This is a genomic window from Streptomyces triticisoli (assembly GCF_003270085.1).
Taxonomy (GTDB): domain Bacteria; phylum Actinomycetota; class Actinomycetes; order Streptomycetales; family Streptomycetaceae; genus Streptomyces; species Streptomyces triticisoli.
This window is the reverse complement of record NZ_QFDQ01000130.1, coordinates 1-15,504: the sequence shown is the minus strand read 5'-3', so window position 1 is coordinate 15,504 and position 15,504 is coordinate 1. Positions and strand designations below refer to the sequence as shown.

Genomic DNA, 15,504 nt, shown 5'->3' with positions numbered 1-15,504 from the left:
CCGTCGCCACCTGCTCGCGTCCTCGCAGGTGGCGACGGGCCGCGCGACGGTCGACGAGGTGGCGCAGGGCCGCGTCGGCCGCGGGCGGGGTCAGCCCGTGGCGTCGTCCTTCGCGGCGAGCACGATCTGGGTCTGGGTGGTCTGTCCCACGAGCCGGTCCTCGTCGTCCCGCAGGTCGGTCTGTACGACGACGAGGGTGCCGCCGACATGCAGGGGGCGGGCCGTGGCGTGGACTCGCCCGGAGGTCACTGGCCGCAGGAAGTTGGTCTTGGACTCCACCGTGGACGTCCCGGCGCCCGGCGGGAGGTTGAGGTAGGCACAGACGGCGCCGACGGAGTCGGCCAGCGCCATCAGGGCCCCGCCGTGCAGGGCACTACCCGCGGTGCAGGCCTCCGGGGACCAGGACAGACTGCCCACGGCCCGGTCGGGGGTGGCCTCGTGGAGTTCGATGCCCAGTCGCGTGGCGAAGGGCATGGCCGCCAGGAGAACGGCGGGGCCGGGGCGTGTCAACTGCCAGTCTGCCAGCCTCCGTTGGGAGGGATGGAGCAGCGGACGAGAACGTTCCACGGCCAGGACGGCATTCCACTCCCCGAGTTCGCTGTCGGGCGGTGTCGCATGGGCAAGGCCGAACAGCGGTCTGCGAGGCCAACGCCCCGTCCGTGCCGTGCAGGAGACGAAATCCGCCCAGGCGGTGGGGGCAGGGCGGCCGGGGCGAGCCCTGAGCCGGACGGGCGCGGGTGTATCGGTCGGCTTCTGCCCGGCGGTACCTTCGGCGTCACACGGAACATCGTGGGCCAGGATGTCGAACAGGGGGCGGATGTCGTGAGCGAGCGACGGATTCGGCAGATGCTGGAGTTCGTGCGGCAAGGGCAGCCCGTTGAACTGCCCATCCCCTCGGGGAGCGTGAAGAAGGCGGCCGAACTTGCCTCCATAGCACAGCAGTTCGGGTATGAATACGCGGACGCGCAGTGGATGCGTGAGCGCAGGTTTCAGCTGCTCCTCGTGCCCGATCCCAGTCCGCAGGCGCGGGTGCGCGCTGCGCAGAACTGGGCGCGTTACCCGAACGCCGGGGACGGGGTGTCGCTACCGCCGGTCGTGCCGGAAGCGTTTGAGCTGCTCAGGGCGCGCATCACCTTCGACCTCACGGGCAACAACGCCCAGCTGCCCTTTGCGCTCGGCGGCCTGTTTGTGACCGTCATGTCTGTTATTTGCGCGGTGCGGTTCGGGACGGATGCGCTGGTCCTTGTCATCGGCGGGGTCATGTGGAGCTTCTTCATGACTTCCTTCGGCATCGGGTTCGTCGTCATGAGGAAGCGCCATGCCAGGGCCGCGGCACAGTTGCGGGCCGCCGGTTTCGTACCGGTGACGGAGGGGGGCGGGCGGGTGCGGTACCTGCCGCCGGGTGCGCAGGCAACGGGGAGGGTCGGGCAGGAACTGCCGTACGCCAGCGGTCCGTACGGCAATGCATACGGCCCTCCGCACGGCTGGCAGTACGGTCGGCAACACCCGCCCGGCCCGTACGCCGACCCCCGGTCGCCCTACCCCCAGTACGGTCCAGGACCGTACACCCCGCCGCAGCCGCCGGGGCCCTACCGCCCCCAGTAGGGCGCAGCCTGCTGATCCGGACCTCGGTCGGACACGGCTGCTGTCCGACCCTGGACCTCGCAGCCGAGGCGGAGTGCGCGGACATCCAGGCCGTGCCCGGTGTGTGAGGGGTATCGGGGGCGGCACTGGTCGGGCACTGTGGGAGGGAGCGGTTTTCCGGCCTCCGACGAGAGCCCCGGTCAGGTCCGCCGGCCGGGGTGAGCCCAGGTGGTGACAGACGCATGGTGGTGGGTACGGTCACGGGTCCCTGCGAGCTGCGGTTCGATGCCGGGCGGGTCTGTCTGGATCTGCTGTCCACCAGCCATCCCGCCGAACGGCTGGACTCCCTACCGCCGTTGCGTGCCTGGATCGCGGGGGCGGGGCTGGTTCCGCCGGGTACTTCGCTGGCGCACGCGGACACCTCCTGGCTCGGCGGCTTCCGCGAGTTGCGGGAAGACGTACGGCTGTTGGTGCTCGGACACCTGGCCGGCAAGCCCCGGTCGTACGGCTCCGCCCTCGCCCGCGTCAACGACCTCGCCCGTACCGCGCCCCCGGCCCCCCGCGCCGTACGGGGCGAAGACGGCGCCTTCGTACGCGAGTTGGCCGGTCCGCCCGAGTGCGCGGCGCTGTTCGCGGCCGTCGCCCGGGACGCCGTGGAGCTGCTCACCGACCCCGTCGCCCGGGCGGCCCTGCGGCAGTGCGAGGGCGACAACTGCCCGATCGTGTACCTGGACACGTCCCGGGGGCGTCGGCGGCGCTGGTGTTCCAGTGAGGTGTGCGGGAACCGTGAGCGGGTGGCCCGCCACCGCCGCCGCGCCGCCCTCGCCCGCCCCTAGGCATCGAGCCCGGAAAAGCCGAACGACCGGTCGGTCACCCCATTTGCCGGTTGTGCGAGGCCGGCGTCGAAGTGATTTCGGCAACACCCCGTTTGACAGTCGTGTTTGACGGGAAGTCAGCGCGATCTTGACGGTGTGTCGGAAATGTAAACATCGTGCGGGGGGAATGTGCTCTCATGTCCCCCCTCGTCAGGTCGGCCCGCGGAAAACCGTCGGCCGGTTTTGAACACGGTGCGACCCACATCCGTATCCGACGGCGAGCGACCGACTGGGGGAACCCCCGGACACCGGAGGTGGGCGTGCGCAAGGATGCGGCCGTGGCCAAAGAACGTGGAGCGAGGGCCCGACATCGCATGTCCCAGTCCTCGGAACCTGATGAGGAGTTGATGCGTGCGCTGTATCGAGAGCACGCCGGACCTCTCCTTGCGTATGTCCTCCGGCTGGTCGCCGGAGACCGGCAGCGTGCCGAGGACGTGGTGCAGGAGACGCTCATCCGTGCCTGGAAGAACGCCGGCCAGCTCAATCGAGCGACCGGTTCGGTACGCCCCTGGCTGGTGACGGTCGCCCGGCGCATCGTCATCGACGGCCATCGCAGTCGGCAGGCCCGGCCGCAGGAGGTCGATCCGTCGCCGCTGGAGGTCATCCCCGCGGAGGACGAGATCGACAAGGCGCTGTGGCTGATGACGCTGACGGACGCGCTCGACGACCTGACCCCGGCCCACCGGGAGGTGCTGGTCGAGACGTACTTCAAGGGGCGTACCGTCAATGAGGCGGCGGCGACGCTGGGCATACCCAGCGGCACCGTCCGCTCCCGGGTGTTCTATGCCCTGCGTTCGATGAAGCTGGCTCTGGAGGAGAGGGGGGTGACGGCGTGATGAGCACGTACGGGGGGTTCGGACCGGGTGGCTCGGGTATGTCTGGGCCCATGCAGGGATCTCCGGCCCCGAACGAGCACGAGACCGTCGGCGCCTACGCCCTCGGAATTCTCGACGACACCGAGGCGACCGCTTTCGAGGTGCACCTCGCCGGCTGCGAGTGGTGCGCACAGCAACTCGACGAACTGGCAGGGATGGAACCGATGCTGGCCGCGCTCGCGGACCTGCCGGGCTCCGGCTCGCCCGCGATCGGCGAGTCCCTGTCGGCCAGGCCCGGCCCGCGCCTGGTGGAGAAGCTCGTCGACGAGGTCGCCGAGCGCCGCGCCCAGAAGCGCCGGCGCGGCTTCTACCTGGTCGCGGCGGCGGCGGCGTTGATCATCGGCGGCCCGCTGACCGTGTACGCGGTGAGCGGCTCGGACAGCGGCGGCCAGGCCAACGTGGCGGTGGGCACCGCGCAGACCACCTTCCGGGAGATGCCCGACAAGGTCACGGCGACGGACCCGACGACGCAGGTCACCGCGACCATCGCCCTGGAGAAGAAAGACTGGGGCACGAGCGTCATCGCGGAGCTGAAGAACGTCGCCGGCCCGCAGAAGTGCTCGCTGATCGCCGTCGGCAGGAACGGCGAGCGCGAGACCCTCGCGACCTGGTCCGTCCCCGACTGGGGCTACGGCATCCCGAACGCCAGGACGGAGAAGGCCAGGGAGCCCCTCTACGTCCGTGGCGGCGCCGCCCTGGATCCGGACCAGATCGACCACTTCGAGATGATGACCTTCGACGGCAAGCGACTCGTCGAGGTCAAGCTCTAGGGCGTCCGGCTTCCACGAGCGGGTCCCCTTCGCGTACGGTTGACGGCTGCCCAGCACGTCAGAAGGGGGCCCGGTGGCCGCACAGGCTCAACAGGATTCCGCGGTCGGAACGGTCCACGGCCCGGTCCACGGCCCGGTTCACGGTGAGGCGCACGACTCCGTACGGGAGCGGGAGATCCGCGGGGAGCAGCAGCACCTGGACCGGGTGTACCGGCGCCTCGAGGAGAAGATCCACGAGGCCGAGTTCCTGATGCGCGACGCGGCCCAGCGCGGCCAGGTCGGCACGCCCGGCGCGCTGGCCGAGCGGGACGCGCAGGTCTTCCGGGCGGGCGTCCACCTCAACCGGCTGAACAACGAGTTCGAGGACTTCCTCTTCGGCCGGATCGACCTGCTGCCCGGCAAGGACGGCAAGAAGGGACCCGACGGGGCCTACACCGCCGTGGAGCCGGCCGAGGGCGCGGTGCGCGAGGACAACACGGCCGACATCGCAGAGACCCTGCACATCGGCCGTATCGGTGTCCTCGACGAGGACTACGCCCCGCTGGTCATCGACTGGCGGGCCCCGGCCGCCGCCCCCTTCTACCGCTCCACCCCGGTCGAGCCGGGCCGGGTCGTACGCCGCCGGGTCATCCGCTCCAAGGGGCGGCGCGTCCTCGGCGTCGAGGACGACCTGATGCGCCCGGAGCTGCGGGCCTTCCTCGACGGCCACGAGCTGCCCGTCATCGGCGACGGCGCGCTGATGGCGGCGCTCGGCCGGGCCCGCGGCCACACCATGCGGGACATCGTCGCCTCCATCCAGGCGGAGCAGGACCTGGTCATCCGCGCCCCCGCCGCCTCGGTGACGTACGTCGAGGGCGGTCCGGGCACGGGCAAGACGGCGGTCGCCCTGCACCGGGCGGCTTACCTGCTCTACCAGGACCGGCGCCGCTACGCCGGCGGCATCCTGATCGTCTCCCCGACCCCGCTCCTCGTCTCCTACACCGAGGGCGTGCTGCCCTCGCTCGGCGAGGAGGGCCAGGTCGCCATCCGCGCGATCGGCTCGCTGGTCGAGGGCACCGAGGCCACGCTGTACGACTCCCCGTCGGTGGCGCGCGCCAAGGGGTCGTACCGGATGCTGAAGGTGCTGCGGAAGGCGGCCCGCGGAGCGCTGGAAACCGGCGGTGCGCCCGACCGGCTGCGGGTCGTCGCCTTCGGGCGCCGGCTGGAGCTGGAGGGCGAGGAGCTGGGCCGTATCCGGCACACCGCCCTGGGCGGCACCGCGCCGGTCAACCTGCTGCGCCCGCGCGCCCGCAAGCTGCTGCTGGACGCCCTGTGGGAGAAGTCCGGCGCCGGCGGACGGCACACCGACCCGGAGCTGGCCGCCGAACTGCGCTCCTCCTTCGACGAGGACATCACCGGCGAGGACTCCTTCGTCGACTTCCTGGACGCCTGGTGGCCCGAGCTGACCCCGCGGGCCGTGCTCACCGCCATGGCCGACGAGCGGCGGCTGGGCCGCTGGGCCCGGCGGGTCCTCAACCCCGGCGAGGTGCGCAGGGTCGCCCGCTCGCTCAGGCGGGACGGGTACTCGGTGCACGACATCGCCCTGCTCGACGAACTCCAGGCGATCCTCGGCACCCCGGCCCGCCCGAGGCGGAAGCGCGAACTGGACCCGCTGGACCAGCTCACCGGCCTGGAGGAGCTGATGCCCGTACGCGAGGAGTCGCAGTGGGAGCGGGCCGAGCGCCTCGCGCAGGAGCGCACCGAGTACGCGCACGTCATCGTGGACGAGGCGCAGGACCTCACGCCCATGCAGTGGCGGATGGTCGGCCGCCGCGGCCGGCACGCCACCTGGACGGTCGTCGGTGACCCCGCCCAGTCCTCCTGGTCCGACCCGGACGAGGCCGCCGAGGCCCGGGAGGAGGCCCTGGGCACCCGTCCGCGCCGCCGCTTCCAGCTGACCGTGAACTACCGCAACCCGGCGGAGATCGCCCAGCTGGCCTCGAAGGTCCTCGCCCTGGCCATGCCCGGCTCCAAGTCCCCGTCGGCCGTCCGCTCCACGGGGGTGGAGCCGTGCTTCGCCGTCGTACGGGGCTCGGTGGAGAAGACCGTACGGGCGGAGGCCGAGCGGCTGCTGGACCAGGTGGACGGCACGGTCGGAGTGGTCGTCGCCATGAACCGGCGCGAGGAGGCCCGCCGCTGGCTCGCCGGGCTCGGCGACCGTGTGGTGGCCCTGGGCAGCCTGGAGGCGAAGGGGCTGGAGTACGACGCGACGATCGTCGTCTCCCCGGCGGAGATCGCCGACGAGTCCCCGGCCGGTCTGCGGGTCCTCTACGTCGCGCTGACCAGGGCCACTCAGCAGCTGACGGTCGTCTCGGGCGAGCGGGACGAACCGGACGGGGCCGGGGTGCCGGACCTGCTGCGGGACTGAGGCGGATGAAGCGTCTCGACGGGAATGGCCGCGGGGCATCCGTTTGTTAGCCTGGACGTGACACCGGCCCGATCCAAGCCCCCGGGCCCAACCTTTGTCGCTCAGAGCGACCACTTGCCGCGAGGCGAGCATGGCGGGTCGGTGTCGCCGAAGTACTTCCAGAGGTCCGCGTCACGGGAGTGACGTGGGCCTCTTCCGTTGTCCTGCTGTGCGGGCCGTGCCTGCTGTGACTGCTGCGCGTGCTGTGCGGTCGCCTTCCGCCGTCTGACGGCTTTCCCGTATGGTGAAAGTCACTTTCCGAAAATGGCGCGTCCCCGTGAACAAAAAGTCCGCAATCGAAGGCGGTTACCACGTACTCAGGGGTAGGTGCGACGATCGGACGGCACAACCACGCGACACGGTGAAAGCAGAGGAAATCGGTCATGGCAACGGCGCCCAGCGTCTCCTACTCGATGACGATCCGGCTGGAGGTGCCGGCGGGCGGGAGCGCCGTATCGCAGCTCACCACGGCCGTGGAGTCCTCCGGAGGCTCGGTGACCGGCCTCGACGTCACCGCGTCCGGCCACGAGCGGCTCCGTATCGACGTCACCATCGCGGCCACCTCGACGACGCACGCCCAGGAGATCGTCGAGAAGCTGCGCGGCATCGAGGGCGTCACACTGGGCAAGGTCTCGGACCGTACGTTCCTCATGCACCTCGGCGGCAAGATCGAGATGGCGTCCAAGCACCCCATCCGCAACCGTGACGACCTGTCCATGGTCTACACGCCGGGTGTGGCCCGCGTCTGCATGGCGATCGCGGAGAACCCCGAGGACGCCCGCCGCCTGACCATCAAGCGCAACTCCGTTGCGGTCGTGACGGACGGCTCCGCGGTGCTGGGGCTGGGCAACATCGGTCCCAAGGCCGCGTTGCCGGTCATGGAGGGCAAGGCGGCCCTCTTCAAGCGGTTCGCCGGCATCGACGCCTGGCCGCTCTGCCTGGACACCCAGGACACCGACGCGATCGTCGAGATCGTCAAGGCGATCGCCCCCGGGTTCGCCGGCGTCAACCTCGAGGACATCTCCGCGCCGCGCTGCTTCGAGATCGAGGCGCGGCTGCGCGAGGCGCTGGACATCCCCGTCTTCCACGACGACCAGCACGGCACCGCGATCGTCGTGCTCGCCGCGCTGACCAACGCGCTGCGCGTGGTGGGCAAGGAGATCGACAGCGTGCGCGTGGTGATGTCCGGTGCCGGTGCGGCCGGTACGGCCATCCTCAAGCTGCTGCTCGCGGCCGGTGTGAAGAACGCCGTCGTCGCCGACATCCACGGCGTCGTGCACGCGGGCCGCGAGGACCTCGTGGACGCCGCCCCGGAGTCGGCGCTGCGGTGGATCGCCGAGAACACCAACCCCGAGAACCTCACCGGCACGCTGAAGCAGGCCGTGCACGGCGCGGACGTCTTCATCGGGGTCTCGGCGCCCGACGTGATCGACGGCGACGACGTGTCCGCCATGGCCGAGGGCGCGATCGTGTTCGCGCTCGCGAACCCCGACCCCGAGGTGGACCCGGCGATCGCCCGCGAGACGGCGGCGGTCGTGGCCACCGGCCGCTCCGACTTCCCCAACCAGATCAACAACGTGCTGGTCTTCCCGGGCGTCTTCCGCGGTCTGCTGGACGCGCAGTCCCGCAGCGTCAACACGGAGATGATGCTGGCCGCCGCGCAGGCCCTCGCCGACGTGGTCACCGAGGACGAGCTGAACCCGAACTACATCATCCCGAGCGTCTTCAACGAGAGGGTCGCGGGCGCGGTCGCGGGAGCGGTCCGGGAGGCGGCGGAGAGGTCCGGGGCGACGGCGTGACGATCACCACGACGCCGCGAAATCGGCGCGTCGCGGGACATCCGGTGACCGGCGCGGCCTTATCGTGCCTGGAATCGGGCACTCTTTTCGTGTGACGCCCAAGGGTGTTCTCACGACTCCTACGGGTGCCGGATTGGCATTGATGCCGCAGGTGGAGGCAGGATGCCACCCTGGGCGCGAGGATCTGGCGACGGACCCGGGTCCGGGGACCGGCCGAGGACCCTGGCAGCATCGGCTTCGCTGTGCCCAACATGCGGCTTCGCCGCGTGGCACGCCTCAACGGCAAGAAGAACACGGGAGTAACAACATGAACCGCAGTGAGCTGGTGGCCGCGCTGGCCGACCGCGCCGAGGTGACCCGCAAGGACGCCGACGCCGTGCTGGCCGCGTTCGCCGACGTGGTCGGCGACATCGTCTCCAAGGGGGACGAGAAGGTCACCATCCCTGGTTTCCTGACCTTCGAGCGCACCCACCGTGCCGCTCGCACCGCCCGCAACCCGCAGACCGGCGAGCCGATCCAGATCCCGGCCGGCTACAGCGTGAAGGTCTCCGCGGGCAGCAAGCTCAAGGAATCCGCCAAGGGCAAGTGACCTTGCCGTCCGTACGCCACGAAACGGCGTACGAGGCCCCGTAGGGCACACCACGCCAATGGGGCGGCCCTCCCTTGCCTGGGGGGCCGCCCCATCGCCGTACGCGCACGCTGAGCGGAGCCGAGCGGAGCCGAGCCCCGGCCGGGGTGCCGGGGCGGGGCGGGCGGGCCTGGTCAGCCGAGGGCGTGGCCCGGGAGCTCGACCTTGGCACCGAGTTCCATGAGCTTCTCCATGAAGTTCTCGTAGCCACGGTTGATCAGGTCGATGCCGTGGACCCGGGAGGTGCCCTGGGCGGCCAGGGCGGCGATCAGGTAGGAGAAGCCGCCGCGCAGGTCCGGGATGACCAGGTCGGAGCCCTGGAGGCGGGTCGGGCCGGAGACCACCGCGGAGTGCAGGAAGTTGCGCTGGCCGAAGCGGCAGTCGGAGCCGCCCAGGCACTCGCGGTACAGCTGGATGTGCGCGCCCATCTGGTTCAGCGCGGAGGTGAAGCCCAGCCGGGACTCGTACACCGTCTCGTGGATGATCGACAGACCGGTCGCCTGGGTGAGCGCGACCACCAGCGGCTGCTGCCAGTCGGTCTGGAAACCGGGGTGCACGTCCGTCTCCAGCGCGATGGACTTCAACTGCCCGCCGGGGTGCCAGAAGCGGATGCCCTCGTCGTCGATCTCGAACGCGCCGCCCACCTTCCGGTAGGTGTTCAGGAACGTCATCATCGACCGCTGCTGCGCGCCACGGACGTAGATGTTGCCCTCGGTCGCCAGCGCCGCCGACGCCCAGGACGCGGCCTCCAGACGGTCCGAGAGCGCCCGGTGGGTGTAGCCGCCGAGCTTCTCCACACCCGTGATGCGGATCGTGCGGTCGGTGTCCATCGCGATGATCGCGCCCATCTTCTGCAGGACGCAGATCAGGTCCTCGATCTCCGGCTCCACGGCCGCGTTGGACAGCTCCGTGACGCCCTCGGCCAGCACGGCCGTCAGCAGCACCTGCTCGGTCGCGCCGACCGACGGGTAGGGGAGGCGGATCTTCGTGCCGCGCAGGCCCTTGGGCGCTTCCAGGTACTGGCCGTCGGCCCGCTTCTCGATCACCGCGCCGAACTGCCGCAACACGTCGAAGTGGAAGTCGATCGGCCGGCCGCCGATGTCACAGCCGCCCAGCCCCGGGATGAACGCGTGCCCCAGCCGGTGCAGCAGCGGACCGCAGAACAGGATCGGGATGCGCGACGAGCCCGCGTGGGCATCGATGTCGGCGACGTTCGCGCTCTCCACACAGGTCGGGTCGAGCACCAGCTCACCCGGCTCGTCACCCGGCCGGACCGTCACCCCGTGCAGTTGCAGCAGACCGCGTACGACCCGCACGTCACGGATGTCCGGAACGTTGCGCAGGCGACTCGGCTCACCGCCCAGCAGAGCGGCGACCATGGCCTTCGGTACGAGGTTCTTCGCACCGCGGACACGGATCTCGCCCTCCAGCGGGGTTCCGCCATGGACAAGCAGGACATCGTCGTTGACGGTCATCTATCTCGCGTTCCGATGAGTGGGTCAGGGTCCGGCCGATCACTTCGGTCAGGGGGCCGGAGAGACAGAGTAGTCGCCGTGCGCCCCCCTTCCGTAAGCCCGTCGGCAGCCCAGTCGGGTCATGAGCGTGTCACAACACGAGCGGTTGGGCGCCAGGCACGGACGGTCACCGGAACCGCAGTGCGCCGGTCACGCCCTCATGCGCCCGCCCGTCGCCCGCCACCACCCTCGAACGAGGCCTGACCAGGCCGCCCCTTTTGATTCAAACTGCTCTCACTCACGTAGCCGGATTGGCTCCCCACGCGAAGGGAAGATGCGGGATCATGTCAGGCATGACCGAGGTGTCCTCGCTCACAGGGCGGCTGCTCGTGGCAACACCCGCCCTGGCGGACCCGAACTTCGACCGCGCGGTGGTGCTCCTCCTCGACCACGACGAGGAGGGCTCCCTCGGTGTCGTCCTCAACCGTCCCACCCCCGTGGACGTGGGCGACATCCTGGAGGGCTGGGCGGACCTCGCCGGGGAGCCCGGTGTCGTGTTCCAGGGCGGCCCGGTGTCGCTGGACTCCGCGCTCGGCGTCGCCGTCGTCCCCGGCAACGGCTCCGGTGAACGCGCCCCGCTGGGCTGGCGCCGGGTGCACGGCGCGATCGGTCTCGTCGACCTGGAGGCACCTCCCGAGCTGCTGGCCTCCGTCCTCGGCTCACTGCGGATCTTCGCCGGATACGCCGGCTGGGGCCCCGGCCAGCTGGAGGACGAGCTGGCGGAAGGGGCCTGGTACGTCGTCGAGTCCGAGCCCGGCGACGTCTACTCCCCGTCCCCCGAGAGACTCTGGCGCGAGGTGCTGCGCCGCCAGCGCAACGAGCTGGCGATGGTCGCCACGTATCCGGACGACCCGTCGCTCAACTGACGCCGGCCGGCTTCAGTACCCTTGCCGTATGAGCACTCTCGAGCCCGAGCGCGGCACTGGTACGGGGACCCTCGTCGAGCCGACGCCGCAGGTGTCCCACGGCGACGGTGACCACGAGCGCTTCGCCCACTATGTCCAGAAGGACAAGATCATGGCGAGCGCCCTCGACGGCACACCCGTCGTGGCGCTCTGCGGCAAGGTGTGGGTGCCGGGCCGCGACCCGAAGAAGTACCCCGTGTGCCCGCTGTGCAAGGAGATCTACGAATCCATGAGCGGCGGCGGCGAGGGCGGCGACGACAAGAAGTAACCGGCGCGACCGGCCACCGCTCGGCTGAGACCTCCGGGCCCCCGAGGCGCGTTCCGACGCGCCCCCGGGGGCCTGCGCCGTCGAGGGGCGTGTGCGGCATCGAGGGGCGTGTGCGGCATGTGCAACGCTCGTTGCGCCGCGTCGCGCCCGGCGCTACCCATGGGGGCATGGCTACCCCCGAGGGCACGACCGACGTGATTCCGGCGCCGCGCGCCGTGGACGGCCCCCCGGGCCGCACCGTCCCGCTCGACCGGGGGACCACCCTGTGGGCCGCCCCGGGCACCGGCTCCACGGAGCGCTGGCTGCGCGCCACGCTCGGCGCGGCCCTCGGCCTGCCCCTCCCGGCCGGCCCCGAGGACGCCCGGAACGCCGTACGGCTGCACCTGGACGACACCCTGGAGCCCGAGGCGTACCGGCTCGCCGCCGTCCCCGGCCGGGGCGTCGAGATCCGCGGCGGCTCTCCGGCCGGCGTCTTCTGGGGCGCCCAGACCCTGCGCCAGATGCTCGGACCGGACGCCTTCCGGCGTGCCCCCGTACGGCCGGACGCCGCCCACGCGGTCCCGGCCCAGGTCGTCGAGGACGCCCCGCGCTTCCGCTGGCGCGGGCTGATGCTCGACGTGGCCCGGCACTTCATGCCCAAGGACGGCGTCCTGCGCTACGTCGATCTGATGGCCGCGCACAAACTCAACGTGCTGCACCTGCACCTGACGGACGACCAGGGATGGCGCGTCGAGATCGAGCGCCACCCGAGACTGACGGAGGTCGGCTCCTGGCGGGCGCGGACGAAATTCGGCCACCGGGCGTCCCCGCTGTGGGAGGACAAGCCGCACGGCGGCCACTACACCCGGGACGACATCCGGGAGATCGTCGCCTACGCCGCCGAGCGGCACATCAGCGTCGTCCCCGAGGTGGACGTACCCGGGCACTCGCAGGCCGCCATCGCCGCGTACCCCGAACTCGGCAACACCGACGTCATCGACACCTCCGCCCTCACCGTCTGGGACAACTGGGGGATCAATCCGAACGTACTCGCCCCCACCGACAACACCCTGCGGTTCTACGAGGGCGTCTTCGAGGAGCTGCTCGAACTGTTCCCGGCGGACGCGGTGGAGTCCACGGGGTTCTCGGCGTTCGTCCACATCGGCGGCGACGAGTGCCCCAAGGAGCAGTGGCGGGCCTCGCCCACCGCGCAGGCGCGCATCAAGGAACTCGGGCTGGCGGACGAGGACGAGCTGCAGGCGTGGTTCGTCGGCCACTTCGACCGCTGGCTCTCCGCGCGCGGGCGCCGGCTGATCGGCTGGGACGAGATCCTGGAGGGCGGTCTCGCGCCCGGAGCCGCGGTGTCGTCCTGGCGGGGATACGCGGGCGGGATCGCCGCCGCGCGGGCCGGTCACGACGTCGTCATGTGCCCGGAGCAGCAGGTGTACCTGGACCACCGTCAGGCCCCGGGCGAGGACGAGCCCGTGCCGATCGGCTACGTGCGCACCCTGGAGGACGTCTACCGGTTCGAGCCGGTTCCCCCCGAGCTCGACGCGGAGCAGGCCCGTCATGTGCTGGGCACCCAGGCCAATGTGTGGACGGAGGTCATGGAGGACTCCGCGCGCGTGGACTACCAGGTCTTCCCCAGGCTGGCCGCGTTCGCCGAGGTCGCCTGGAGCGCTCTGCCCGCCCCCGCGGAACGCGACTTCGCCGGTTTCGAGCGGCGGATGACCGCCCACTACCGGCGGCTGGACGCCCTCGGTGTCGGCTACCGCCCGCCCACCGGGCCGCGTCCGTGGCAGCGGCGGCCGGGTGTCCTGGGACGGCCCGTCGAGGGGCCGCCGCCGTCGCGGTAGTCGGCCGGTGCGAGGCGGCCGGTCGGCGCGAGGCGGCCGGCGCCGGGGTGGCCGACCGTCCGCCGTCTCGAACTGGCGCCGGAAAAAGCCCGCAAGTGTCAGCGAAGAGTGGAAATTCGCCCGCACCGGTGATGCCGCGCCAAAACGGGTCATGTCGCTGGTGAGGTGGGCGAATGCCCCTTAGCGGACCCCTGTCTTCGGCCACTGCGAAGATGTGCCAGAGTTGCCACGTCCGGCCTGTCAGCACGTACCGTACGGCAGCACAGGTGGGACCAGTGTGCAGCGGGAAGGGGCAGCCGGTTTTGACCACGCACGCACCGCAGGCGGGGCAGGCCGTCACGTTGCCCACGACGCTGGACGAGGCCGTGGCGGCGCTCACCGCCATGCCCGCCGCGGTTCCCGTGGCGGGCGGCACCGACCTCATGGCCGCCGTCAACTCCGGGCAGCTCAGACCCGCCGCGCTGGTCGGCCTCGGCCGGATCAGCGAGATCCGCGGCTGGCAGTACCAGGACGGCCACGCGCTGCTCGGCGCGGGCCTCACGCACGCGCGTATGGGGCGCCCCGACTTCGCCGCCCTCATCCCCGCCCTCGCGGCGGCGGCGCGCGCGGCCGGCCCGCCGCACATCCGCAACGCGGGCACCCTCGGCGGCAACATCGCCTCGGCCGCCCCCACCGGGGACGCGCTGCCGGTGCTGGCCGCCCTGGAGGCGACGCTGATCATCGCGGGCCCGGGCGGAGCCCGCCGGGAGATCCCGGTGTCGCACCTGCTGGCCGGCGTGGAGATGCTCCGCGCGGGCGAACTCATCGGCTACGTGCGCGTGCCGCTGCTGCACGCGCCGCAGGTCTTCCTCAAGGCGACCGGCCGCACCGGCCCGGGCCGCGCGGTCGCGTCCGTGGCGCTGGTCCTCGACCCGGCCCGGCGCGGGGTGCGGTGCGCGGTGGGCGCCATAGCGCCGATGCCGCTCAGGCCCCTGGACGCCGAGCACTGGGTGGGCCGGCTCATCGACTGGGACAACAGCCGCGCGATCGTCCCGGAGGCACTGAACGCCTTCGGGGAGTACGTCGCCGCGGCCTGCATCCCCGACCCGGCCCCGGCCGAGGACGGCTCCGTGCAGCAGCTTCCGCCCGCCGTACTGCATCTGCGGCGCACCGTCGCCGCGCTGGCCCGACGAGCACTGGGGAGGGCGCTGTCGTGACCGACGACCAGCACGGAGAGGGCGCCCCGGGCGGCGGCGGACGCTGGGACCCGCTGCCCCAGGGCGACTACGACGACGGCGCCACCGCGTTCGTGAAGCTGCCCGAGGGCGGTATCGACGCCCTCCTGGCCGCCGACAGTCCGCTCGCCGCGCCCGGGCAGGGCTACGTGCCGCCGCAGATAACGGTCACGTCCACCTCGGAGTCGGCCACCGACCCGGCGGCCACCGGCAGTTGGGCCGTGCCGGGCGCGCCCGCCGAGGGCGCCCGGTGGCCCGAGCCCGACGCCGTGCCGCAGGATGCGGGCGCGGAGGCGGACGACCGGTTCACGTACCGTCCGGAGGTCACCCAGCACTGGACCTTCGACGAGACCCAGGCGGGCCGGGCCGCCGAGGCCCCGCACGCGTCCGGGCGGGATGTGACCGGACAGGATGTGACCGGGCAGTGGTCGATCCCCGTCGCCGGGGGCGACATCCCGGACGAGTCGGGTGAGTTCACCACCTCGTCCCTGGTCCAGCAGTGGGGCGGCACCCCTCCGCCCACCCTCCCCGGCGGCGCGCCCGCGCCGTGGGCGACGGAGACGGTGGGCGAGGCGTGGAGCCGGCCGCGCACCGGGACGGAGACGGCCGGGCAGCCGGGCGAGCAGCCGGCGGACGGCACGCACGCGCGTGGACCGGCCGGACAGCCGGCCGGCGGCGGGCACGGTACCGAGCCGGCGCAGGACCCGTACCGGGCCGGGGCTTCGGCCGGCGGCGCGCATGGTGGCGAGCGGACGCCGGCGGACGCCCGTGCGGAAGGCCGACAGGCGGGG

General features: G+C 71.8%; 13 protein-coding genes and 1 pseudogene. 12 read left to right on the top strand and 2 right to left on the bottom strand.

Annotation, left to right across the window (positions count from 1 at the left end):
- Window positions 1-90: 90 nt before the first annotated feature.
- A complete protein-coding gene (locus DEP02_RS18920) occupies window positions 91-474 on the bottom strand; it encodes a PaaI family thioesterase (protein WP_112468880.1) in 384 nt (127 codons plus the stop codon).
- 315 nt (window positions 475-789) lie between these two features.
- Between DEP02_RS18920 and DEP02_RS18915 the strand changes: the two genes are divergently transcribed.
- The 7 genes from DEP02_RS18915 (at window position 790) to DEP02_RS18885 (ending at window position 8,938) form a co-directional block, all read left to right on the top strand.
- Window positions 790-1,605 carry a hypothetical protein gene (locus DEP02_RS18915; protein ID WP_232839183.1) on the top strand — a complete coding sequence of 272 codons (816 nt, stop codon included), beginning with the start codon at window positions 790-792 and terminating at the stop codon, window positions 1,603-1,605.
- Window positions 1,606-1,826: 221 nt separating this feature from the next.
- Window positions 1,827-2,420, top strand: a complete 594-nt coding sequence (locus tag DEP02_RS18910; RefSeq protein WP_112468878.1) for a CGNR zinc finger domain-containing protein — start codon at window positions 1,827-1,829, stop codon at window positions 2,418-2,420.
- Between the two features lie 353 nt (window positions 2,421-2,773).
- Window positions 2,774-3,295: a sigma-70 family RNA polymerase sigma factor gene (locus DEP02_RS18905; RefSeq protein ID WP_198668485.1), complete on the top strand. Its 522-nt coding sequence runs from the start codon at window positions 2,774-2,776 to the stop codon at window positions 3,293-3,295.
- Window positions 3,296-3,345: 50 nt separating this feature from the next.
- Window positions 3,346-4,104 carry an anti-sigma factor family protein gene (locus DEP02_RS18900; RefSeq protein WP_112468876.1) on the top strand — a complete coding sequence of 253 codons (759 nt, stop codon included), beginning with the start codon at window positions 3,346-3,348 and terminating at the stop codon, window positions 4,102-4,104.
- A gap of 73 nt (window positions 4,105-4,177) precedes the next feature.
- Window positions 4,178-6,511, top strand: a complete 2,334-nt coding sequence (locus DEP02_RS18895) for a HelD family protein (RefSeq protein WP_112468875.1) — start codon at window positions 4,178-4,180, stop codon at window positions 6,509-6,511.
- 422 nt (window positions 6,512-6,933) lie between these two features.
- Entirely contained in the window at window positions 6,934-8,349 is a 1,416-nt protein-coding gene (locus tag DEP02_RS18890) for an NAD-dependent malic enzyme (protein ID WP_112468874.1), read from the top strand.
- Between the two features lie 307 nt (window positions 8,350-8,656).
- The gene (locus DEP02_RS18885; protein ID WP_112468873.1) at window positions 8,657-8,938 is read left to right on the top strand and encodes an HU family DNA-binding protein; all 282 of its coding nucleotides are present in this window, start codon (window positions 8,657-8,659) and stop codon (window positions 8,936-8,938) included.
- Window positions 8,939-9,111: 173 nt separating this feature from the next.
- On the opposite strand, the gene murA is transcribed toward DEP02_RS18885, so the two are convergent.
- Window positions 9,112-10,452, bottom strand: coding sequence for a UDP-N-acetylglucosamine 1-carboxyvinyltransferase (gene murA / locus DEP02_RS18880; protein WP_112468872.1), 1,341 nt, complete (start codon window positions 10,450-10,452; stop codon window positions 9,112-9,114).
- Between the two features lie 332 nt (window positions 10,453-10,784).
- On the opposite strand from murA, the gene DEP02_RS18875 reads away from it, so the two are divergent.
- The 5 genes and pseudogenes from DEP02_RS18875 to DEP02_RS18855 form a co-directional block, all read left to right on the top strand.
- Window positions 10,785-11,357: a YqgE/AlgH family protein gene (locus DEP02_RS18875; RefSeq protein WP_198668484.1), complete on the top strand. Its 573-nt coding sequence runs from the start codon at window positions 10,785-10,787 to the stop codon at window positions 11,355-11,357.
- Window positions 11,358-11,385: 28 nt separating this feature from the next.
- Complete coding sequence (locus tag DEP02_RS18870) at window positions 11,386-11,664, top strand: DUF3039 domain-containing protein (RefSeq protein WP_111003985.1); 279 nt, start codon at window positions 11,386-11,388, stop codon at window positions 11,662-11,664.
- Window positions 11,665-11,831: 167 nt separating this feature from the next.
- Window positions 11,832-13,499 carry a beta-N-acetylhexosaminidase gene (locus DEP02_RS18865; protein WP_112468870.1) on the top strand — a complete coding sequence of 556 codons (1,668 nt, stop codon included), beginning with the start codon at window positions 11,832-11,834 and terminating at the stop codon, window positions 13,497-13,499.
- Window positions 13,500-13,801: 302 nt separating this feature from the next.
- Entirely contained in the window at window positions 13,802-14,695 is an 894-nt protein-coding gene (locus DEP02_RS18860) for an FAD binding domain-containing protein (RefSeq protein WP_112468869.1), read from the top strand.
- Window positions 14,692-15,504: pseudogene (locus DEP02_RS18855) on the top strand ((2Fe-2S)-binding protein); the annotation flags it as partial. The gene DEP02_RS18860 and the pseudogene DEP02_RS18855, both read left to right, overlap by 4 nt.